The sequence below is a fragment of the Armatimonadota bacterium genome (assembly GCA_031459765.1).
In the GTDB taxonomy this organism is placed as follows: Bacteria; Sysuimicrobiota; Sysuimicrobiia; order Sysuimicrobiales; family Kaftiobacteriaceae; genus Kaftiobacterium; species Kaftiobacterium secundum.
This window is the reverse complement of the sequence record JAVKHY010000009.1, coordinates 1-20,039: the sequence shown is the minus strand read 5'-3', so window position 1 is coordinate 20,039 and position 20,039 is coordinate 1. Positions and strand designations below refer to the sequence as shown.

Here is a 20,039-nt window from a genome sequence, read left to right as displayed (position 1 = left end):
GGGAGACGGCGTGGAGTGGGTTCCATTGGTCATCGCGGGGGAACGGGTCGAAGGAGGCGGTCGTCCGGCCGACGTGATCGATCCGGCCACCGAAACGGTGGTGGCGCGATCGGCCACGGCCTCCGTCGAGGACGTGGATCGTGCCGCCCGGGCTGCGGCTTCGGCGTTTCCCGCCTGGGCTCAGAGTGCTCCCTCGGCGCGGGCCCGGCTGCTGCGCCGTGGGGCGGCCCTGATCAGAGAGCGCATCGACGAGCTGGCGCGGCTGCTGACCCTGGAACAGGGCAAGCCGCTGCGCGAGGCGCGGAGCGAAATCCAGGCCGGGATCGACGCCCTGGAGTACTATGCCGAAGAGACCCGGCGGATTGCAGGCGAGATCCTGCCCAATGACAACCCGAACCGGCGCAGCCTGGTGATCCGCCAGCCGGTCGGGCCGGTCGCGGCGATCGGCCCCTGGAACTACCCGGTGCTCCTGCTGGCCTGGAAGGTGGCCCCCGCGCTCGCCGCCGGGTGCACGCTCGTCGTCAAGCCGCCGTCGGCCACCCCCGTGGCGGTCTCTCGGTTTCTGGAGTGTCTGATGGAGGCCGGGGCTCCCGCCGGCGTGATCAACATCGTCATCGGCCCCGGGGCCACCGTGGGGACCTCCCTGGTCAAGCATCCGGCCATCCGCAAGATCGCCTTCACCGGTCAGACCGAGACGGGGAAGGCGATCATGGCCATGGCCAGCGACGGCGTGAAGCGCATCTCCCTGGAACTGGGGGGCCACTGCCCGCTCCTGGTCTTCCCGGACGCGCCGCTCGACGCCGCGGCCAAGGCCGGGGTGTACCGGGCGTTCCGCAACGCCGGGCAGATCTGCAACGCCATCAACCGCGTCTACGTGCACCGGGACATCTACCGGCCCTATGTCGAGGCCTTCGTCGAGGAGACGCGGCGCCTGCGCCTCGGTCCCGGGCTGGACGATCCCGACCTCGGCCCGATGACCACGCGGGAGGGGCGGGAGAAAGTCGAAGAGCACGTCGCCGATGCCCGGGCCCGCGGTGCCACGGTGGCCTGCGGCGGGGCGCGGCCGGCGGAGTTTTCCCGCGGCTTCTTCTACCAGCCCACGGTCCTGCTCGACGTCGATCACTCCATGAAGGTGATGCGTGAGGAGACCTTCGGCCCCGTCGCGCCCATCATGCCCTTTGCCACGATGGAGGAGGCCGTGGCCATGGCCAACGACACGCCGTACGGCCTGGTGGCCTACGCCTTTACGCGCGACCTGCGCACCGCGATGGTTGTGGCGGAGCGGCTGGAGGCCGGCACGGTCGGGATCAACAACGTCGCCGGCGGTGAGGTGCCGTTCCCCTACGGCGGGTGGAAGGAGAGCGGACTCGGCATCGAGCTCTCCCACCATGGTCTCGAGGAGTACCTGCTGGTCAAACACATCCGGCTGGAGCTTTTGTGATGGCGGTCGAACCACTGCTCGTGCGTCTGACCACCGACCCGGAGGCGGCGATGGCCCCGGCCGCGCGGCATCCGCGGCGGGCGCACGATCTGCGCGGCGTCTTCCAGGATGCGGCGGCGCTGGAGGCGCTCATCGGCGCCGGTGATCCCGTCATCTACGAGACCTTTGAACCATCGCTGCCGGAAGCCCCCGGTCACCTGATGTTCGGCGTGACCGTGGTCTATCCGGGACGCGTGGGCACGGAGTTCTTTATGACCCGGGGGCACTATCACCGCCACCGCGACACGGCGGAAGTCTATGTGGGACTGCGGGGCCGGGGCTGCCTGGTGGTGCAGGCCGAAGGGGCCGACGCCCGGACCCTGCCGCTGGAGCCGGGGACGGTGGTCTACGTCGCGCCGGGATGGGCGCACCGCAGCGTGAACACCGGAGAGGAGCCGTTGATCTTCCTCTACACCTATCCCGCGGACGCGGGGCACGACTACGCCACGCTCGCGGCGTCGGGGTTCGACCTCCTCGTTGTCCATCAGGCGGGGGAGGTGGTCGTCGTGCCCAACCCCCGTCGGTCCGTCGGGGGGAGCGGCTAGCATGGCCCAAAGATACCTGTGCGGCGTCGATGTCGGCACGACCGCGACGAAGGCGGTCCTGATCGATGACCACGGCACCGTCCTGGCGGAAGCCGCCGAGCCGTCCCATCTGATCCAGCCTGCGCCGGGCCACGTGGAGCAGGATCTCGAAGAGATGCTCGGCGAGACGGCGCGCGCCGTGCGCCGGTGCGTGCAGGAAGCCGCCGTCCGACCGGCAGACGTGGCGGCGATCGGCTTCGACGGACAGATGGCCGGTATCGCGCTCATCGATGAGCGCTTCCGTCCGGTGGCGCCCTACGACTCCTGGCTGGACACTCGGTGCGGACGCTGCGTGGCGGAGATGGGGGAGGCGGCGGAGCAGATCATCGCCCTGACCGGAGGGCCACCGAGCTACACCCACGGACCCAAGATCCTCTGGTGGCAGCGGGAGCGTCCCGAGGTCTTCGCCCGTACGGCGAAGGTCATCATGCCGGCCGGCTACATCGCGGGGGCCCTGTGCGGGCTGGAGGCTGCGGAGGCCTTCATCGATCCCACCTACCTCCACTTCTCGTGTTTCGGTGATCCTCAGGCCGGGCGCTGGTCGGCGGAGTTGCTGTCGCGTTTCGGCCTGCCGGAAGATAAGTTCCCGAGGATTGTCCAGCCCTGGGCGGTCGTGGGCCGCCTCACCGCGTCAGGCGCCTCCAGCCTCGGGCTCGCCGAGGGGACCCCGGTGGTGGCCGGCGCCGGCGACCAGGCCGCGGCGATGCTCGGGGCGGGGATTCTCCGGCCGGGCATCGTCTACGACGCCGCGGGCACCGCGTCGGTGTTCGCGCCCTGCGTCCCGCGCTTCTCCCCCGACCTGAGACACCGCACGCTCCTGACGGCCCGCCTCGTGCCCGAAGGGCTGTGGTACGTCATCGGCTACATCAACGGGGGCGGGCTGAATTTGCGCTGGTTCCGCGACCTGCTGCGCGCCGGCGGCGAGACGACATGGGGCTACGAGACGCTGGATGACCGCGCGGCCGGCGTGCCGCCGGGCGCCGACGGGCTCCTTTTCGTCCCCCACCTGGGGGGCCGGGTCTGCCCGAACCGTCCCGATCTGCGGGGAGCCTGGGTCGGGTTGACCTGGGCGCACGGCATTCCCCACCTCTATCGCGCCCTGCTGGAGGCCGTGGCGTATGAGTACGCTATCTACCTCTCCGTGGCGCGCCACCTGGTTCCGGAGTTGCGGTTCGAGGAGGTGCGCGTGGTCGGCGGGGGCGCCAAAAGCGCCCTGTGGAACCAGGTCAAAGCCGACGTGCTGCAGTTGCCCTACGTGCGGTTGAACCGGACCGAGGCGGCGGCGCTGGGTACCGCCATTCTCGCCGGATACGGTGTGGGAATCTTTGACGACCTCAATGACGCCGTGAGCCGTTTCACCTGGCCCGAGGCCCGATTCACTCCCGATCCGGAGCGCGCCGCACCCTATCGCCGGGCCGCGGCGCTCTACGAGTCGCTTGTCGCCGGCCACGATGCGTTGTGGCAGGCGGTTGCCGGACTGGCCGGTCAGTGAGATGGCGACCGGGCCCTCGCCGCGGGTCGTCGTGACCTCGCGATCCTTCGGTCGCTACGTTCCGGACGGGATCCGCCTGCTGGAAGAGGCCGGGCTGGATGTCGTCATGGCGGGGCAGGGGGCGCCCTGGCCCGAGGATCGCATGGTGGGTCTGGCGCGCGACGCCCAGGCCCTGATCGTCGGGACAGATCAGGTCACCCGCCGCGTGCTCGCCGGGAGTCCCCGGCTCCGCGTGGTCGCCCGACACGGCGTGGGCGTGGACAACATCGACCTGGCCGGCGCGGCGGCCCTGGGCATCGCGGTCACCTACACGCCGGGCGCCAACACGGACGCCGTGGCCGAGTTGACCGTGGCGTTGCTGCTCGCCCTGTGGCGCGGCATCGTGGCCGCGGACCGGACGGTGCGGGAGGGCCGATGGGAGCCGGTGCTGGGCTATGAGGCCCGGGGGCGGACGCTGGGCGTGGTCGGCCTGGGACGGATCGGGCGAGGGGTGGCGGAACGGGCCCGCGCCCTGGGGATGCGCGTGGTGGCCTTCGACGTGGCGGAGGACCGTCCCTATGCCCTGGCGCACGGCATCGCCTACCTGCCCCTGGAGGACCTCCTGCGCACGGCGGACGCGGTCTCCGTCCACGTCCCCCTGACTCCAAAGACGCGGGGACTGATCGGAGCGCGCGAGCTGGCCTGGATGAAGCCAACGGCCGTGCTGGTGAATGTGGCCCGGGGCGGGGTGATCGACGAAGAGGCTCTCGCCGCCGCGCTTGAGGGGGGCAGACTCGCCGGCGCGGCCGTCGATGTCTTCACCGTGGAGCCGCCCTGGGAGAGCCCGCTGCTCCGCGCGCCAAACGTCATCCTCACCCCCCACATCGGCGCCCACACGCTGGAGGCGATGACGCGCATGGATCTCATGGCCGCCTCCGACGTCGTTGCCGTGCTTCGTGGGGACCCCCCCTCCTACCCGGTGCCCGCCGGCGGGGCGCACCCCCCGCCGCACGGGGAAGAACCCGGTTAGCTCAGGATCACGTCGATCCCCGCCTGCCGGAACGCCGCCACTTCCGCCGCGGGGGCGTCGCGGTCGGTGATCAGGACGTGCACGGCGTCGATGGGGCAGATCTGCACCAGGGTCGCCCGTCCGAGTTTGCTGCGGTCGGCCACGACGACCACACGGTGGGCCGCGGCGGTCATCGCGCGGTTGACCTCCGCCTCTTCCTCGTTGAACGTCGTCAGGCCCCGGGCGACGGAGACGCCGTTCACGCCGATGAAGGCCAGATCGACGTTCAGGCCCTGCAGAGCCTGGGCGGCTGCCGGGCCCACCAGTTCGTAGGACGACCCGCGCAGCCGCCCTCCGGTGAGGTGGACGCGGGTGCGCGGCTCGCGGGCGAGTTCCATGGCGATGTTGACCGCGTTGGTTACGATCACCACGTCGCGCCCGCGCAGGGCCCGGGCCACGGCCGTGGTCGTCGTCCCGCCGGTGAGGGCCAGCGTCTGGCCATCCGCGACGAGGGCCGCGGCCGCCGCGGCGATGCGGCGCTTCTCCGCACTGTGGCTGCGTTCGCGCTCGCGGTAGGAGGCTTCGTAGAGGGAAATTTCGGGGGTGGCCGCCCCACCGTGCAGACGGATGGCCTGCCCCTGCCGCTCCAACAGGCGCAGGTCGCGACGGGCGGTGGCCGGTGAGACGCCGAACCGGACGACCAGATCGTCGGTCTTGATCTCGCCGGCCTCCCGAAGCATCTCGAGGATGCGCTGCCTGCGATCGGAGGGCCTGTCCCTCATGCTACCCGCATTGTGCCAGGATTGGCCAAGTCGCTCAAGCTTCTGGACAAAATTGTGACCGATTGATAATCTATGATTGCACAAACGATCAATTCTGGTTGTGGAGCTCGGGGCAGTCGGCCGGAGGCACCCATTGGCGCAGGCGCTCGGCCGGTACACGGAGGAGGAGATCCGCGCCCAGCCCGAGGTGTGGGAGCGCGTACTCGGCGAGACGGCGTCTGCGGCCCGGGCCGTGCGGCAGCTGTGGGAGACCACTGCGCCCGACCAGATCCTCCTCACCGGATGCGGCTCGTCCTACTACCTCGCCATTGCGGCGGCACATCTGCTGCAGGACGCGTTGCGCGTCCCCTGCCGGGCCCTGCCGTCTTCGGAGATCCTCTTCGCTTCGGAGGACCTCCTCCTCGGCGGCCGGCCGTCGCTGCTGATCGCCGTCTCGCGTTCCGGGGAGACGACGGAGACGGTGTGGGCGGCGAGACGCCTCCGGGATCGCGGGGCAACCACCCTAGCGGTCACCTGCGCGGGGAGCGGCCCGCTCCTCCAGGCCAGCCAGCTCGCGCTGGTCCTTCCCGTGGAGGAGCGCAGCATCGTCATGACCGCTTCATTCACCTCCCTCCTCCTCGCCCTGGCGTATCTCGCCGCCGATCTGGCCGGCGACTCCCGGCAGGCCGCGGAACTCCGGGGGATTCCCGCCGTCGCCGCCGGCGAGATCGACCGGCTGTCCGACCAGGCACGGGGATGCGACTTCGCGGCCCGGTTCTTCGTCTACCTGGGCTCGGGAGCGATGTTCGCGATTGCCTGTGAGGGCGCGCTGAAGATGACCGAGATGGCCCTGACCCCGGGTTGCGCCTACCACACCCTGGAGTACCTGCACGGCCCGAAGGCCGCCGCCTCCGAGGGCGTCGTCATCGGCGTGCTCTCGTCCCGCGGGGCGGCCTACGAGCGGGAGGTGCTGCGCCAGGTGGCCGGGCTCGGCGCACGGGTCATCGCCCTGGGCGACGGCGTCGACGGGGTGACGGCCGTCCCCCTGCCCGTTTCCCTGGGCTCGGTGGCGGCCATGCTCCTGGACGGGATCTGGTTGCAGTGGCTGGCGCTGCACGCGGCCCGGGCCCGCGGAGTTGACCCGGACACGCCCCGGTTTCTCCAGCCGGTGGTGACCTGGGCCCGATTCCCACTGGAGGGAGGTGAGCAATGACGAAGGTGCTGTATGCCGGTGGAGCGGGGGCCATGTTCGGCCCGCTGTTCGCCCTCTCGCCCTTCGCCCTGGAGGTGAAGGGGCTGCAGTTCCACAACTGGGCCAAAGCCTTCATCGAAGGATTGGAGCGCGGCGGCGAGATTCAGGTGACCCAGCAGCCGAGCTGGGAAGTCTACAGCAGTTTCCCCCGGGAACTGGCCGAGCTGAAGAAGTTCGACGTCGTCGTGATCGAAGAGGTCGAAGCCGACATCTTCTACTTCTATCCGGAGTTCTACACGCCCGAGGCCTGGACGTCCCCCCGGACCATCGTGCTGCCCAACCGCCTCGAACTCATCCGCCAGTTCGTCGAAGAGGGCGGCGGGTTGTTGATGGTGGGCGGCTGGCTGTCCTTCCAGGGACGCTTCGGGCACGGCGTGTGGCACGGGACGCCGGTGGAGGAGGCGCTGCCCGTGGTCTTCCAGGCCACCGACGACCGTGTGGAGACGCCTCAGGGGGCCCTCATCACGGTCCGGGACCGCACGCATCCCGTGATGGCCGGGATCGACTGGGACGCCTTCCCCCCGCTGCTGGGCTACAACCGGGCTGCGGCACGGCCCGAAGCCAGGGTGCTGGCCACGGTACGCGCCGGGCCGCAGGCGCCCGAAGATCCCCTCATCGCCGTGCGCGACTACGGCCGCGGGCGGACGATGGTCTTCGCCTCCGACACGACACCGCACTGGGGTGTCAATTTCATGAAGTGGCCCGGCTACCACCAGTTCTGGCGCCAGGCGACGCTGTGGCTGGCCGGGCGGCACGGAACTCCGCCGAGATAGGGGGTGGCAGCGTAGATGGGCAGTCGTCGTATTGCGGTACTGGCGTTTCTCCTGACCGTGATCCTGACGGGGAGCGCGGCGTTCGGGGCCGCACCCGTGCAGCTTACCTTCACCGTCTGGTCCTACAGCACCGACGTGATCCTGGACAACATCAAGAAGTTCGAGGCGGCCAACCCCGGGATCAAGGTCGCGTTGCAGGACTTCGCCTGGGAGAAGTACGTGGACGTGATGACGGCCCGGTTCGTCGGCAAGACCCCGACCGACCTGGCCTACTCCTCCGACCACTGGCTGCAGCAGTGGGCCGCCGCCAACTGGATCGTGCCTCTGGAAGACTACTTCCCGCAGGTCAACGCCTACAAGCCCGACTTCGCGCCCTACGCCATCGAGGGCATGACCTACAAGGGCAAGCTGTACGGTCTGCCCTATTACGCCGACACGATCATCTTCATCTACAACGAGGAGATGTTGAAGCGCGCGGGCTTCTCCGCCCCGCCGGCCACCTGGGACGACGTGACCAAGATGGCCCTGGCCATGAAGGAGAAGAAGATCGTCGAGTATCCCATCATGTTCCAGTTCCAGGACATCACCCCCTGGTACATCGAGGTCTTCCTCTCCATGGTGTACTCGTACAAGGACTACCGCATGTTCGACACCAATCTGAACCCCATCTACGACCGTGAGGGCTCCGCCGCGCACAAGGTGGCGCAGTGGCTCGTGGACGGCATGCGCAAGCACAAGATCATCAACCCGGCCTCCCTGGAGACCACGGAGATTCCCCTGGTCAAAGCCATGGGCGCCGGCCAGGTGGCCTTCGCCGTCCTGCCCAAGTACAACCTGGCCGACCTGAACACCCCGGGGGCCCACGCTCAGGCCGGGAAGTTCAAGTTCGCCCTGATGCCGGGCGAGAGCCACGGGACCGTGGGCTTCGTCCGCTTCTACGCCATGACCAAGATGGCCGCCGACCGCGGCCCGGCGGTGCGCGAGGCGGCCTGGAAGTTCCTGGAGTACTTTGGCGGGCGCACCGGGAACGAGTTCGTGGTCGTCAAGCGCTGGGCCCTGGACAAAGGGCTCGGCTTCGCCCAACTGCCCCTCTACAAGGATCCGCAGATCCGCGCCGCCATCAACAAGTGGGGGAACGTGACCCTGGAGGAGCAGCAGGCCAAACTGGCGCGGGCTAAGGAGGCCCTCACACCGTTCTGGGGCTCCTGGAGCCTGGAGTTCCAGAAGGAAATGAACAAGGCGCTGCTGGGCCAGAAGAGCGCCCTGGAGGCGTTGAAGGCCTCGGCCGCCAAGTGGCGGGAGATGAAGAAGTAGGGACCGGTGCCGGGGAGGCGAAGGGGGACGGCGGGGCGCCGTCCCCCTTCCGTGTGAAGCCGCGGACCTGGTGAGCATGCGGACGTCGGTGCCACCTCGGCGACAGTACCGCGAAACCCGCTACGCGTACGCCACCGTGCTCCCGGTGGTGCTGATCGTCGCGCTGTTCACCCTCTACCCCTTCGCCTTTGCCCTGCTCACCAGCCTGCGCGAGGTGGTGCTGTATCGACCGTGGAGCCAGCCCTTCGTCGGCCTGAAGAACTACCTGGATGTCGTGCGCAGCGAGTTCTTCGTCGCCAGCTGGCAGCACACCCTGACCTTCGTCGCCTGGGCCGTGCCCCTGGCCACGCTCCTCGGCTTCGCCGTCGCCCATCTGCTCAACGCCCGGACGCCGCTCGCCCCCCTGCTGAATGTGGTCATCTTGCTGCCCTGGGCCATCCCCACCGTGATCAGCGGGATCATCTGGGCCTGGATCTTCAACAGCAGCTACGGTGCCTTCAACGGCGCGCTGTACTCCCTCGGCCTGATCGACTCCTATCTGCCCTGGCTGTCGCGCCCCCGGTCGGCCCTGGCCTGCGTGCTCTTTGCCCACATCTGGAAGGAGGTGCCCCTCACCTCGATCCTCTACCTGGCGGCGCTGCAGGCCATTCCCGAGGAGCTCTACGATGCGGCGCGGGTGGACGGGGCCGGAGCCCTGGCCGCGCTGCGCCGCATCACCGTTCCCCTGGTCCTGCCCACGACGTTGATCGTCCTGGTCTACGAGACGATGGTGGGGATCGTCACCTTCGACCTGCTCTACGTGATGACCGGAGGCGGCCCGGCGGGCGCCACGTCGCTGATCTCCTACTACCTCTACAACAGCATGTTCGTCGCCTTCAACTTCGGGCAGGGCGCCGCGCTGGCCGTGCTGCTGGCGCTGGCCCTGGTGGCACTCATCGCGCTGTACCTGCGTCTGCTGCGCAGCGAGGAGATCTACGCGACATGAGCGGGCGGCGTGTCCTGCGGTCCGGTCTCCCCGTGGTCCTCAGCCTGGCGCTGGCCGCCTATATCCTGGCCCCCTTCGCCTGGGTGGCCCTGAGCAGCATCCAGCCGGAAAAGGAACTGTTCCGCGTCCCCCCCCGCTGGATCCCGCGGGTGCTCACGGTGGACAACTACCGGTTCGTCTTCACCGGCCGCTTCCCCGCCGGCTACGAGGAGACCGGGATCGCCCGGGGGCGCATCTCGGAGAAGGCCCGCGACGCGCTGCCGGCGCTGCGGAACAGCACCATCGTGGCGGTCAGCGTGGCATTGGCCAATCTGGTCCTCGGCACCCTCGCCGCCTACACCTTCTCCCGGCTGCGCTTCCCCGGAGCCGGGCCGCTGTACTCCTTCATCCTGGCCAGCCGGCTGCTGCCGCCCATGGCCGTGGCCATCCCCTATTACCTGATCGTGAACCGCCTCGGCCTGCTGGACCGCTACGCCGCCCTGATCCTGATTCACACGGTGTTCACGCTGCCCTTCACGGTGTGGTTCCTGACCGTCTACTTCCGGCGGGTGCCGCCGGACCTGGAAGAGGCCGCCTTCGTCGACGGCTGCACACGCCTCCAGGCCCTGGTGCGAATCGTGGTGCCGGTGACGGCGCCGGCCCTGGCCGCGGCCACCGCCTTCAGCTTCATGTTCTCCTACAACGACTTTCCCTTTGCGCTCTTCGTCACCTCGACGATCCGGTCGCAGACGATCCCCGTGATCGTGGCCAATACCGCCATCAATCCGGACGTCAGTTTCGGCGTGGTGGCGGTGACCGTGGTGCTGACGATGCTGCCCCCGGTGGCCTTCGCCATGGCCTTCCGCCGCTACATCACCCGCGGGCTGATCACGGTGACCACGACGAGGTAGACGGCCCATGGAGGCGGTCATCGCCGTCGATCTGGGCGGGACGCTGCTCCGCGTCGCCGCCGTCAGTGCCGCCCCCGCGATCGTCCGGCAGACGGTGCAACCGGTAGGGGACGACCGCGGCAACGCCCTGATCGCCGATCGGCTCCGTCGGGCGGTCGCCGAGGTCTTTGCCGGGATGCGCCAGAAAGGAGCGGAGCCAGTGGGCGTCGGGCTGGCCGTCCCGGGGCTGGTGGATGCGCAGGCGGGAGTCGTCCGCTACTCGGCCAACCTGGACCTGCGCGATTTCCCGGTGAGGACCATCGTCCAGGAGGTTGTGCCGTGTCCGGTCCTGGTGGAGAACGACGTCCGGGCCGCCGCCTGGGGGGAGTTCCACTGGGGCGCGGGGCGCGGGGCGCAAGAGATGGTCTACCTGAGCGCCGGCACCGGGATCGCCGCCGCGTTCATCTGCGGGGGGCGGCTCTACCGCGGGTCGAAAGGCGCATCCGGAGAACTCGGTCACGTCCCCGTCGTTCCCGACGGCGAGCCCTGCCGCTGCGGGGGGCGGGGGTGCCTGGAAACGGTGGCCGGCGGGTGGGGGATTGCGCAGCGCGCGGCCCGCCGGGTGGGATCCAAAGAGATCCTGACCGCGGAGCAGGTCTTTGCCGCCGCCGCGTCCGGCGACTTGTGGGCCGTCGAGGTGATCCGCGAGGCCGGAGAGTTCCTGGGGCGGGCGGCGGTGCTGCTGGTGCGTCTGACGGATCCCGAGCGGCTGGTGCTGGGCGGCGGACTGTTCTCCGCCGCCTCTCCCCTGGTCGAATCCGTCCGGCAGGCCGTTCGGACCGCCGGGTTGACCGGCCAGACCCCGCCGGCGGTGGAGCGGGGAGCGCTGGAACGCGACGCGGGGCTGATGGGCGCGGCCGGCCTGGTGCTGGTTCCGCCGTGATCCTGTGCGTCTGTCCGAACCTGTGCTACGACCGCGTGCTGGTCGTGCCGGGATTTGCCGTCGGCGCGGTGCACCGGGCGGCGGAAGCGATTCCCCTGGCCAGCGGCAAGGGGCTCAACGTCGCCCGCGCCGCGCGGGCGCTTGGGGTCCCCGCGCTGGTCACGGGGTTCGTCGCCGGCGAGGCGGCGGGACCGATCGTGCGGGGGGCGCGGGAGGCCGGGCTGTCCCTGGACGCGGTGCGCATCGAGGGCCCCGGACGGCTGTGCACCCTGATCATCGACCCCGGCCGCAGCGAGACGGTGGTGAATGAGCGCGGCGCCTCCGTCGATGCGGTCGCGGTCCGTAGGCTGCGTCGGCGGATCGCGGCCCATCTGCCGCGCAGTTCCGTAGTCGTGCTCAACGGCAGCCAGCCTCCGGGGTTGCCGGCGCGGTTCTTCGCCTCCCTCATCGGGTGGGCGAAGCCGCGTCCCGTGATCCTCGACACTCCGGGGGAGGCCTTCCGCCTCGGCGTCGCCGCAGGTCCGAGCGTGGCCAAGCTCAACCGTCGTGAACTCGCCGACAGTCTGGGGCGCCGGCTCACCTCGGTGCACGACGTCGCCAGGGCGGGACGTCAGCTTCTCGCCGCCGGAGCCCAGGCGGTCGTGGTGACCCTGGGGGAAAAGGGGGCCGTGCTGGTGCAGAGCGACGCCGCCTGGCTGGTCGCTCCCCCGGAGGTGGAACGGGTTAACACCATCGGCGCGGGCGACAGCCTCTCCGCCGGGATCGCCGTCGGCCTGTTCCGGAAGAGGTCGTTGGTGGAGGCGGTGCGCCTCGGCGTCGCCGCCGCCGCGGCCGATGTCACCACGCTGCTGCCGGGTGCCGTCGAGAGTGCGGTGGCCCGGTCGCTGGAGCGGCGGGTCCGCGTCGAGCAGTTGACTTGAGCCCTATCCGAACAGGCGGTTGGGGAAGTAGCGCTGGTACCAGCGCTCGTCGCCGTCGGCGAGGGCGACGGCCTCCCACCCGCCGAAGCGGGGGTGGGCGAACCAGGGCCGCGCCCGTTCCGCCGCCGCGTTGGCCCGGGCGAAGTTGTAGACTCCTTCAGTCTGCAGGAATGCGCGCATGGCGGCGAGGTCCGGGTATTTCGGGACGGCGTCCTTCCAGATGGCCCGGCCGCAGAGGAAGCCGCTGGCGCCGGCCTCCACGGCCAGTTCCAGGTTCACCAGGAACTCCTTGATGTCCACGCCGCCGCTCAGGATGACCCAGGGATGGGCGGCTGCGGCGGCGAGCTCCCGACAGAACCCCCGGGCCTCGTCCAGAGTGAACAGCGCCGGGCGCTCCTTGCCGTCGAAGACCGCCTGGCAGAACTGGCGCGAGTACTTCAGGTCGCCGGGGAACTCCAGCTTCAGGATGTCGACGCGGTACTCGTCTTTACTGAACTCCCGCGCCGACTCGATCGTGTGGCGCGGCCGCTTGCGGGCGAACTCCGGGGTATCGGCCGACGGCTCCTCAATGGGATAGGTCACCACCTCCAGCAGGAACGGAAGGTCCTCGCGCTCGCAGTCGGCCCCCACGTGGCGCACCAGATCCTGCTGGTGACGGAGGACATCGCCGTCGGCGTCGGGATTGTAGTAGATCAGCAACTTGACCGCGTTGGCGCCCGCCCGCTTCGCCTTGGCCACCGTCCACCCGGTGACCAAGCGGGACTTTCGCTGCCGGCCGTCGGGGCCGGCCCGATCGTACCCCGTCTCCTCCGCCGCCACCAGCAGCCCCACGTCGCCGGGAATCAGTTTCGTCGCCTGCGGCAGGCCGTAGACCGGGTCCACCAACGTGGCCGTCGAGCAGGGCGCCAGGACCTCCGTGATGAGGGCCTTCGTGGCCGCCAGATCCCCGTAGGCCACGTCCTTCGGGGTGACGCCGATCGCTTTGGCCAGGGCGTTGCGCAGGGAGTCGCGCTGGTCGATGGCCAGCATCTTGAACCGGCCGGCCGCGTCGGTCAGGCGCTGCAGGTTCACAAGTTTCCCGGCGGACAGGGCGGGCATCGTCGTTTCCTCCGCCTTACGAGAACAGGTTGGCGATGTTGTACAGTTCAAGATCCAGGGCGTGGCTCCCGGTGAGCGCCTCCGCCAGGGGGACGGCGGTGATGCGGTTACCCTGGAGCGCCACCATGTGACCGAACCGCTCCTGCTTGATCAGCTGGACCGCCGCCACGCCGAAGCGGGTGGCCAGGACCCGATCGAACACCGAGGGCGACCCCCCGCGCTGCAGGTGGCCCAGGACCGTGACCCGGCACTCGTAGCCGGTCCGGGCTTCGATCTCTCTGGCCAGGACGGCCCCGATGCCCCCGAGGCGCACGTGGCCGAAGGCGTCCACCCGCGTCTCCTGAACGATCTGCGTCCCCAGCTCGGTGATCTTGGCCCCCTCGGACACGACGACGATGCTGAAGCTGCGGCCGCGTCGGTGCCGCGCCCGCACCCGCTCGCAGACTTCGTCCAGGGTGAAGGGCACCTCGGGGACCAGGATGATGTCGGCCCCCCCGGCCAGGCCGCCCACCGCGGCCACCCAGCCCACGTCCCGGCCCATCACCTCCACGACCATGACCCGGTGGTGGGCCTCGGCGGTGGGATGGAGCTTGTCGCAGGCATCCATGACCACGTTGACGGCGGTGTCGAACCCGATGGTGAAGTCGGTCCCGGGGATGTCGTTGTCCATGGTCTTGGGGATGCCGACGACGCGCACTCCCATCTGCGAGAGTTTCAGGGCCACGCCGAGGGTGTCGTCTCCGCCGATGGCCACGATGGCGTCGATCTCGCGGGATCGGAGCGTCTCCAGCATCCGCGGCGGGTCGGCCGCGTCCTTGAAGGGGTTGTAGCGCGACGTGCCCAGGACCGTTCCACCGCGCGGGAGAATGCCCGAAATCAGATCAGGAGAGAGCGGGAGGACGTCGTTGTGGACAAGACCCCACCATCCGTTGCGGATCCCGACCACCTCGTACCCTTCCTGCCAGGCCGCGCGCGCGACCGCCCGGATGGCGGCGTTGAGCCCGGGTGCGTCCCCTCCGCCGGTGAGGATGGCGATACGCATGAGGGAAGCCTCCGGAGAGAGACCACTGTCCTCACAACGGAAATACCACGTTCCTCACAGCCCAGTCTAGGGGGGCCTCGGGCAGAGGGAATACAGTGTGCGCCGGATTCCGGCATAGACATTTCCATCAGGCCCCGGCCTGATTGCTGGGGGGTTCCCGCGGTTCGTACGCTACGGGTGGAGGCGTGATCCGACCATGGATTTCGGGGTGCCGCGGGAGGTACGTCCGGGCGAGCAGCGCGTCGGGCTGACCGCTTCGGGAGCCGACGCCCTGGTGCGGGCCGGCCACCGCGTGCTGGTCGAGCGCGACGCGGGGGCGGCCGCCGGCTTCGGGGACGAGGAGTACGCCCAGGCCGGAGCGACGGTGGTCTACTCCGCGGAGGAGGTGTGGCGGCGGGCCGCGGTTGTGGTCAAAGTCGGCCGCCCCACCGCGGAGGAGCACGCCTTCTTCGCCGGTCAGACGCTCCTGGCGTTCCTGCACCTGAGCGTGGCCTCGCCGGATCTGCGCAACGCCCTGGCCGCGGGAGGCGTCACCGCCATCGCCGCGGAAATGATCCAGGCCGAGGACGGCACCTTCCCCGTGCTGCAGCCGACCAGCGAGGTGGCGGGACGGCTGGCGCCGGTCATCGCCGGCGCGCTGCTGGAGACGCGACCGGCCGGCATGCCTCGGGGCGAGCAGGCCGGGCGCGGCATCCTGCTGGGCGGGATTCCGGGGGCGCCGCCGGCCAACGTCGTCATCCTGGGGGCCGGGGTGGTCGGCACCAACGCCGCCCAGGCGTTCCTGGGAGCCGGCGCGCAGGTGACGATCCTGGATAGGGATCTCTCGCGCCTGCGGCACGTGGAAGCCACCTGTCGCGGGCGCATCGTCACGATGCTGGCCACGCCCTACAACGTGGCCAAGGCCGTGGCCTTCGCCGATGTGCTGATCGGCGCCGTCTACGTGGCCGGCCAGCGGGCGCCCGTGCTGGTGACCCGCGAGATGGTGCGGGCGATGCGGCCGCGGGCCGTGATCATCGACTTTTCCATCGACCAGGGCGGCTGCGTGGAGACCAGCCGCCCCACCACCCACCGGGACCCCGTGTTCGTGGCCGAAGGGGTGATCCACTACTGCGTGCCCAACGTCCCGGCCCGGGTCGCCCGCACGGCCAGTTACGCCTGGACCAATGCCGTGCTGCCGTACCTGCAGCTGATGGGGGAGCTGGGCGTGCAGGAGGCGCTGCGCCGGTCAAGGGAGCTGCAGGCCGGCGTGGTGGTGCGGCCGTGAATATGGTGGCGACGGGTTATGCGGCGAAGATCGTCAGCGCCGACGAGGCGGTCCGCCTCATCCGGCCCGGGATGCGCGTCTACCTGACGGGGAACTGCTCGGTGCCCCAGACGCTGCTCCGGGCCCTGGTGGCCCGCGCGCCCGAGCTGCACGACGTGGAGATCGTCCAGGTGCTCACCATCGGCCCGGCGGAGTACGTCGCGCCGGGGATGGAGGCGCACCTGCGGGTGAACACCCTGTTCATCAGCGACAATGTGCGGCAGGCGGTGAATGAGGGCCGGGCCGACTTCACCCCGTGCTTCCTGGGGGAGGTGCCCCGGCTGTTCAAGGGCGGCTCCCTGCCGCTGGACGTCGCCCTGGTCCACGTCTCCCCGCCGGACGAGCACGGCTTCTGTTCTTTCGGCATCGAGGTGGGCCTGACCAAGCCGGCCGCGCAGGCGGCCAAAGTCATCATCGCCGAGATGAATCCCCGGATGCCGCGCACCCTGGGTGACAGCTTCATCCACATCAGCAAACTCCACTACATCGTGCCCGTGGACTACCCGCTGCCCGAGATCCGGATGGGCGGGGCGGACGAGGAGGTGGCCCGGATCGCCGACCACGTCGCCGGGCTGATCCCCGACGGAGCCACGCTGCAGACCGGGATCGGCGCCATCCCCGACGCGGTGCTGGCCCGGCTCACCAACCACAAGGACCTGGGCATCCACACCGAGCTCTTCAGCGACGGCATCATCGACCTGATCCTCCGGGGCGTCATCACCGGCGAGCGCAAGACCCTGCATCCCGGGAAGGTGATCGCCGGCTTCGTGCTGGGCACGCAGCGGTTGTACGACTTCATCCACGACAACCCCGTCATCGAGTTCCATCCCACCGACTATGTGAACGACCCCTTCGTCATCGCCCAGAACGCGCGGATGGTGGCGATCAACTCCGCGATCGAGGTGGACCTCACCGGCCAGGTGTGCGCCGACAGCATCGGGACGCGCCTGTACAGCGGGGTGGGCGGTCAGGTGGACTTCATCTACGGCGCCTCCCGGTCGGCGGGGGGCATTCCGATCATCGCCCTGCCCAGCACGGCCCTGGGCGGGCGGGCCTCGCGCATCGTGGCCACGCTGAAGCCGGGCGCGGGGGTGACCACCTCCCGGAACCACGTCCACTACGTGGTCACCGAGCACGGGGTGGCCGCCCTGTACGGGAAGACGATCCGCCAGCGCGCCCGGGCGCTCATCGCCATCGCCGCCCCGGCGTTTCGCGAGCAGCTGGAGCGGGAGGCGCGGGCCCTCCGGTACCTGTAGGGGCCCGGATATCGGCCCCCCGCCCGATACCGCCCCCTTCGAGCGCTCCGTACCATGGAATCGGGTGGCCGGCGTGAACCCTCGGGTGGAGGTCTTCATCGGCCCCGTCGGCAGCGGCAAGACGGAGGTGGCCCTCAACCGCGCTCTCTCCCTGGCCCGGGACGGGGCGTCGGTCTCCTTCATCGATCTCGACCTCGTCGATCCGTTCTTCCGGGCCCGGGAGGCCCGCGCCGCACTGGAGGCGGCGCGCATTCGGGTCGTCGCTCCCGGGGAGGAATGGAACGCCGTCGATCTGCCGCTGCTGATCCCCGAGGTGTTCGCCGCCCTGACCGGCGACGACCGCATCGTGATCGACGCCGGCGGGGAGGTCTCAGGCGCGCTGATCCTGCGCCAGGTCGTCCACCTTCTCCCGGCCGAGACGGCGGTGTACCTCGTGGTGAACCCCTACCGGCCCTTCACCCGGACCCCGGAGAAGATTGCCGCCGTGGGCGAGGCCCTCGAGGAGGCGGCGGGATGGCGCATCACCGCGCTGGTGGCCAACCCTCACCTGCGCGAGGCCACGACGCCGCAGATCGTCCGGGACGGCTTCGAGATTGTGCGGGAGGCCTCGGCCCGGATGGGGCTGCCCGTGGCCTGGACGGCGGTGGCCGCCGAGATGCTGGCGGCGGTCGAGCTGGAGGGGCAGGTCATGCCACTGGTGTTCCACATGCTCCCGCCCTGGGAGCGGGAGGTGGCCTGAGTGCCCAAGGTCGTCATCGACGTGGAACGGTGCAAAGGCTGCGAGCTCTGCGTGCACTTTTGCCCGCCGAAGGTGCTGGCCGTGAGCGCGACGTTGAACACCCGCGGATTCTATCCGGCGACGCTCGTGGACGAGGAGCGCTGCACCTCCTGCGCCGCCTGCGCCATCGTCTGTCCCGACGTCGCCATCACAGTGTACCGGGTCGAGCGGGCGCCGCGCGTGGCGGTGGGGTGAGCGATGGAGACGACGGCCGAGCGGGTCCTGATGAAGGGCAACGAAGCCATCGCCGAGGCGGCGATCCGGGCCGGCGTGCGGGCCTACTTCGGCTACCCCATCACCCCGCAGAGCGAGATCGCCGAGTACATGGCCCGCGAGCTGCCCCGCCGCGGCGGCGTCTTCCTGCAGGCCGAGAGCGAGGTGGCGGCGATCAACATGGTCTACGGGGCCGCCGGGGCGGGCGCCCGGGTAATGACCTCCACCAGCAGCCCCGGGATCAGCCTGATGCAGGAGGGGCTGTCCTACCTCGTCGGCTCTGAACTGCCCTGCGTGATCATCAACGTCATGCGGGGCGGCCCGGGGCTGGGCAACATCGCCCCCTCCCAGGCCGACTACTTCCAGGCCACGAAATCGGCCGGCCACGGCGACGGGCGGAATCTCGTGCTGGCGCCGGCCACGATCCAGGAGGCGGCGGACCTGACGGCGCTGGCCTTCGAGCTCGCCGACCGCTACCGCAATCCGGTGATGGTCCTCACCGACGGCATCACCGGCCAGATGATGGAGCCGGTGACCTTCCGCGCCGACACCCCGCCCGCACGCGAGCCGCCGCCCTGGGCGACGACCGGCGCCGGGGAGGGGCCGGTGCGGCTGATCAACTCCATCTACCTGGAGCCGGAGGCCCTGGAGCACCACAACCGGCGCCTGGTGGAGAAGTACCGCCGCATGCAGTCGGAGGTCCGGTACGAGGCCTACCGGATGGAGGATGCCACCGTGGCCGTGGCGGCGTACGGCCTGGTGGCCCGGATCGCCCGCACCGCCGTGGACCGCGCGCGGGCCAGGGGGCTGCGGGTGGGCCTGCTGCGGCCGATCACCGTGTATCCGTTCCCGAGCGCCGCCTTCGCCGAGGCGGCGGGACGGGTGGCGGCCATCCTCACCGTCGAGATGAGCGCGGGGCAGATGGTGGAAGACGTCCGCCTGGCGGTCGCGGGCCGCACGCCGGTGCGGTTCTACGGCCGGCTGGGCGGGGCGATTCCCACCCCCCCGGAGCTGGTGGCGCAGATCGAAGCGCTTGCCGCGGAGGTGTCGGCGCGATGAAAGCGGTCTTCACCCGTCCCCAGTCGCTCACCGAGACGCCGATGCACTACTGCCCCGGCTGCACCCACGGCGTGGCGCACCGGCTGGTGGCCGAGGTGCTGGACGAGCTGGGCATCCGCGGGCGCACCATCGGCGTGGCTTCGGTGGGCTGCTCCGTTTTCGCCTACAACTACTTCAACGTGGACTTCCAGCAGGCGGCCCACGGCCGGGCCCCGGCGGTGGCCACGGGGATCAAGCGCGTCCTGCCGGACCGGGTCGTCTTTACCTACCAGGGCGACGGGGACCTGGCCGCCATCGGGACGGCGGAGATCGTGCACGCCGCCAACCGCGGCGAGCAGATCACGGTCATCTTCATCAACAATGCCGTCTACGGGATGACCGGAGGGCAGATGGCGCCGACGACGCTGCCCGGGATGCGGACCACGACCACGCCCTTCGGTCGGGACGTTCGTGTGGCCGGGCATCCGCTCCACGTCGCGGAGATGCTGGCCACCCTCAAAGGCGTGGCCTACCTGGCCCGGGTGGCCCTGTGCGGGGTGGCGCACATCACTCGGGCCAAGCGGGCCATCCGCAAGGCCTTCCAGGCGCAGCTCGACGGCAAGGGGTTCTCGCTTGTGGAGGTCCTCTCCACCTGCCCGGTGACCTGGGGGCTCTCGCCGATCGAGGCGGTCCGCTGGCTGGAAGCCAACATGTTGCCGGCGTATCCTCTGGGAGAGTTCGTCACCTCCGAGGGCAAGGAGCGTCTCTGACCGATGGCCGCCTCGATGGAGCTGATCATCGCCGGATTCGGAGGGCAGGGGATCCTGTTCCTGGGGGAGATGCTGACGCGGGCCGCCGTGCTGGAGGGCAAGCACGCCACCTGGATGCCCTCCTACGGCCCGGAGCAGCGGGGGGGGACCGCCACCTGCACCGTCGTGATCTCCCCCGAG

The 20,039-nt window shown here is 70.1% G+C and carries 21 protein-coding genes; 18 read left to right on the top strand and 3 right to left on the bottom strand.

Annotated elements, in window-relative coordinates; genetic code table 11:
- Nucleotides 1-10 precede the first annotated feature (10 nt).
- The 4 genes from QN141_10400 to QN141_10385 are packed head-to-tail and all read left to right on the top strand — an operon-like array spanning nt 11 to nt 4,565.
- Complete coding sequence (locus QN141_10400; GenBank protein ID MDR7558886.1) at nt 11-1,441, top strand: NAD-dependent succinate-semialdehyde dehydrogenase; 1,431 nt, start codon at nt 11-13, stop codon at nt 1,439-1,441.
- Entirely contained in the window at nt 1,441-2,025 is a 585-nt protein-coding gene (locus QN141_10395) for a glucose-6-phosphate isomerase family protein (GenBank protein MDR7558885.1), read from the top strand. Before QN141_10400 ends, QN141_10395 begins: the two co-directional genes overlap by 1 nt.
- Before the next feature lies 1 nt (nt 2,026).
- On the top strand, nt 2,027-3,556 hold the full coding sequence (locus QN141_10390) for an FGGY family carbohydrate kinase (GenBank protein MDR7558884.1): 1,530 nt from the start codon (nt 2,027-2,029) through the stop codon (nt 3,554-3,556).
- Nucleotide 3,557: 1 nt separating this feature from the next.
- Nucleotides 3,558-4,565: a phosphoglycerate dehydrogenase gene (locus tag QN141_10385; protein MDR7558883.1), complete on the top strand. Its 1,008-nt coding sequence runs from the start codon at nt 3,558-3,560 to the stop codon at nt 4,563-4,565.
- On the opposite strand, the gene QN141_10380 is transcribed toward QN141_10385, so the two are convergent.
- On the bottom strand, nt 4,562-5,326 hold the full coding sequence (locus QN141_10380; protein MDR7558882.1) for a DeoR/GlpR family DNA-binding transcription regulator: 765 nt from the start codon (nt 5,324-5,326) through the stop codon (nt 4,562-4,564). The genes QN141_10385 and QN141_10380 overlap by 4 nt on opposite strands.
- A 133-nt stretch (nt 5,327-5,459) precedes the next feature.
- On the opposite strand from QN141_10380, the gene QN141_10375 reads away from it, so the two are divergent.
- From QN141_10375 to QN141_10345, 7 genes are all read left to right on the top strand, one after another.
- The gene (locus QN141_10375) at nt 5,460-6,518 is read left to right on the top strand and encodes an SIS domain-containing protein (protein MDR7558881.1); all 1,059 of its coding nucleotides are present in this window, start codon (nt 5,460-5,462) and stop codon (nt 6,516-6,518) included.
- On the top strand, nt 6,515-7,330 hold the full coding sequence (locus tag QN141_10370) for a glutamine amidotransferase (GenBank protein MDR7558880.1): 816 nt from the start codon (nt 6,515-6,517) through the stop codon (nt 7,328-7,330). The genes QN141_10375 and QN141_10370 overlap by 4 nt, the downstream gene beginning before the upstream one ends.
- A gap of 15 nt (nt 7,331-7,345) precedes the next feature.
- On the top strand, nt 7,346-8,644 hold the full coding sequence (locus tag QN141_10365) for a sugar ABC transporter substrate-binding protein (protein ID MDR7558879.1): 1,299 nt from the start codon (nt 7,346-7,348) through the stop codon (nt 8,642-8,644).
- Nucleotides 8,645-8,732: 88 nt separating this feature from the next.
- Entirely contained in the window at nt 8,733-9,629 is an 897-nt protein-coding gene (locus QN141_10360; GenBank protein MDR7558878.1) for a sugar ABC transporter permease, read from the top strand.
- Nucleotides 9,626-10,519 (top strand): carbohydrate ABC transporter permease, encoded by an 894-nt coding sequence (locus QN141_10355; protein MDR7558877.1) that lies wholly within the window; start codon nt 9,626-9,628, stop codon nt 10,517-10,519. Before QN141_10360 ends, QN141_10355 begins: the two co-directional genes overlap by 4 nt.
- A 7-nt stretch (nt 10,520-10,526) precedes the next feature.
- A complete protein-coding gene (locus QN141_10350; GenBank protein ID MDR7558876.1) occupies nt 10,527-11,441 on the top strand; it encodes an ROK family protein in 915 nt (304 codons plus the stop codon).
- A complete protein-coding gene (locus QN141_10345) occupies nt 11,438-12,361 on the top strand; it encodes a hexose kinase (GenBank protein ID MDR7558875.1) in 924 nt (307 codons plus the stop codon). Before QN141_10350 ends, QN141_10345 begins: the two co-directional genes overlap by 4 nt.
- A gap of 3 nt (nt 12,362-12,364) precedes the next feature.
- Here the strand turns inward: QN141_10345 and QN141_10340 are convergent, their stop codons facing one another.
- Both QN141_10340 and QN141_10335 read right to left on the bottom strand, forming a co-directional pair.
- Nucleotides 12,365-13,459, bottom strand: coding sequence for a tagatose 1,6-diphosphate aldolase (locus QN141_10340; GenBank protein MDR7558874.1), 1,095 nt, complete (start codon nt 13,457-13,459; stop codon nt 12,365-12,367).
- Nucleotides 13,460-13,475: 16 nt separating this feature from the next.
- On the bottom strand, nt 13,476-14,501 hold the full coding sequence (locus QN141_10335) for an ATP-dependent 6-phosphofructokinase (GenBank protein ID MDR7558873.1): 1,026 nt from the start codon (nt 14,499-14,501) through the stop codon (nt 13,476-13,478).
- A 196-nt stretch (nt 14,502-14,697) separates the two neighbouring features.
- Here QN141_10335 and QN141_10330 point away from each other — a divergent pair, with 196 nt between their 5' ends.
- From QN141_10330 to QN141_10300, 7 genes are all read left to right on the top strand, one after another.
- Nucleotides 14,698-15,765: an alanine dehydrogenase gene (locus QN141_10330; protein MDR7558872.1), complete on the top strand. Its 1,068-nt coding sequence runs from the start codon at nt 14,698-14,700 to the stop codon at nt 15,763-15,765.
- 2 nt (nt 15,766-15,767) lie between these two features.
- A complete protein-coding gene (locus tag QN141_10325) occupies nt 15,768-17,060 on the top strand; it encodes an acetyl-CoA hydrolase/transferase C-terminal domain-containing protein (GenBank protein MDR7558871.1) in 1,293 nt (430 codons plus the stop codon).
- A 73-nt stretch (nt 17,061-17,133) separates the two neighbouring features.
- Nucleotides 17,134-17,799, top strand: coding sequence for a hypothetical protein (locus QN141_10320; protein MDR7558870.1), 666 nt, complete (start codon nt 17,134-17,136; stop codon nt 17,797-17,799).
- Entirely contained in the window at nt 17,800-18,033 is a 234-nt protein-coding gene (locus tag QN141_10315) for a 4Fe-4S binding protein (protein MDR7558869.1), read from the top strand. It begins immediately after the preceding gene.
- Between the two features lie 3 nt (nt 18,034-18,036).
- Entirely contained in the window at nt 18,037-19,110 is a 1,074-nt protein-coding gene (locus tag QN141_10310; protein ID MDR7558868.1) for a 3-methyl-2-oxobutanoate dehydrogenase subunit VorB, read from the top strand.
- A complete protein-coding gene (locus QN141_10305; GenBank protein MDR7558867.1) occupies nt 19,107-19,859 on the top strand; it encodes a thiamine pyrophosphate-dependent enzyme in 753 nt (250 codons plus the stop codon). Before QN141_10310 ends, QN141_10305 begins: the two co-directional genes overlap by 4 nt.
- Before the next feature lie 3 nt (nt 19,860-19,862).
- Nucleotides 19,863-20,039: 2-oxoacid:acceptor oxidoreductase family protein (locus QN141_10300; protein ID MDR7558866.1), on the top strand; the 177-nt coding region annotated here is incomplete at its 3' end.

What these genes read in the sequence shown, in the direction of transcription:
- QN141_10395 (MDR7558885.1), top strand. Translation starts at nt 1,441, where the DNA reads ATGGCGGTCGAACCACTGCTCGTGCGTCTGACCACCGACCCGGAGGCG.
- QN141_10390 (MDR7558884.1), top strand. Translation starts at nt 2,027, where the DNA reads ATGGCCCAAAGATACCTGTGCGGCGTCGATGTCGGCACGACCGCGACG.
- QN141_10385 (MDR7558883.1), top strand. Translation starts at nt 3,558, where the DNA reads ATGGCGACCGGGCCCTCGCCGCGGGTCGTCGTGACCTCGCGATCCTTC.
- QN141_10380 (MDR7558882.1), bottom strand. Translation starts at nt 5,326, where the DNA reads ATGAGGGACAGGCCCTCCGATCGCAGGCAGCGCATCCTCGAGATGCTT.
- QN141_10370 (MDR7558880.1), top strand. Translation starts at nt 6,515, where the DNA reads ATGACGAAGGTGCTGTATGCCGGTGGAGCGGGGGCCATGTTCGGCCCG.
- QN141_10365 (MDR7558879.1), top strand. Translation starts at nt 7,346, where the DNA reads ATGGGCAGTCGTCGTATTGCGGTACTGGCGTTTCTCCTGACCGTGATC.
- QN141_10355 (MDR7558877.1), top strand. Translation starts at nt 9,626, where the DNA reads ATGAGCGGGCGGCGTGTCCTGCGGTCCGGTCTCCCCGTGGTCCTCAGC.
- QN141_10350 (MDR7558876.1), top strand. Translation starts at nt 10,527, where the DNA reads ATGGAGGCGGTCATCGCCGTCGATCTGGGCGGGACGCTGCTCCGCGTC.
- QN141_10340 (MDR7558874.1), bottom strand. Translation starts at nt 13,459, where the DNA reads ATGCCCGCCCTGTCCGCCGGGAAACTTGTGAACCTGCAGCGCCTGACC.
- QN141_10335 (MDR7558873.1), bottom strand. Translation starts at nt 14,501, where the DNA reads ATGCGTATCGCCATCCTCACCGGCGGAGGGGACGCACCCGGGCTCAAC.
- QN141_10330 (MDR7558872.1), top strand. Translation starts at nt 14,698, where the DNA reads ATGGATTTCGGGGTGCCGCGGGAGGTACGTCCGGGCGAGCAGCGCGTC.
- QN141_10325 (MDR7558871.1), top strand. Translation starts at nt 15,768, where the DNA reads ATGGTGGCGACGGGTTATGCGGCGAAGATCGTCAGCGCCGACGAGGCG.
- QN141_10310 (MDR7558868.1), top strand. Translation starts at nt 18,037, where the DNA reads ATGGAGACGACGGCCGAGCGGGTCCTGATGAAGGGCAACGAAGCCATC.
- QN141_10305 (MDR7558867.1), top strand. Translation starts at nt 19,107, where the DNA reads ATGAAAGCGGTCTTCACCCGTCCCCAGTCGCTCACCGAGACGCCGATG.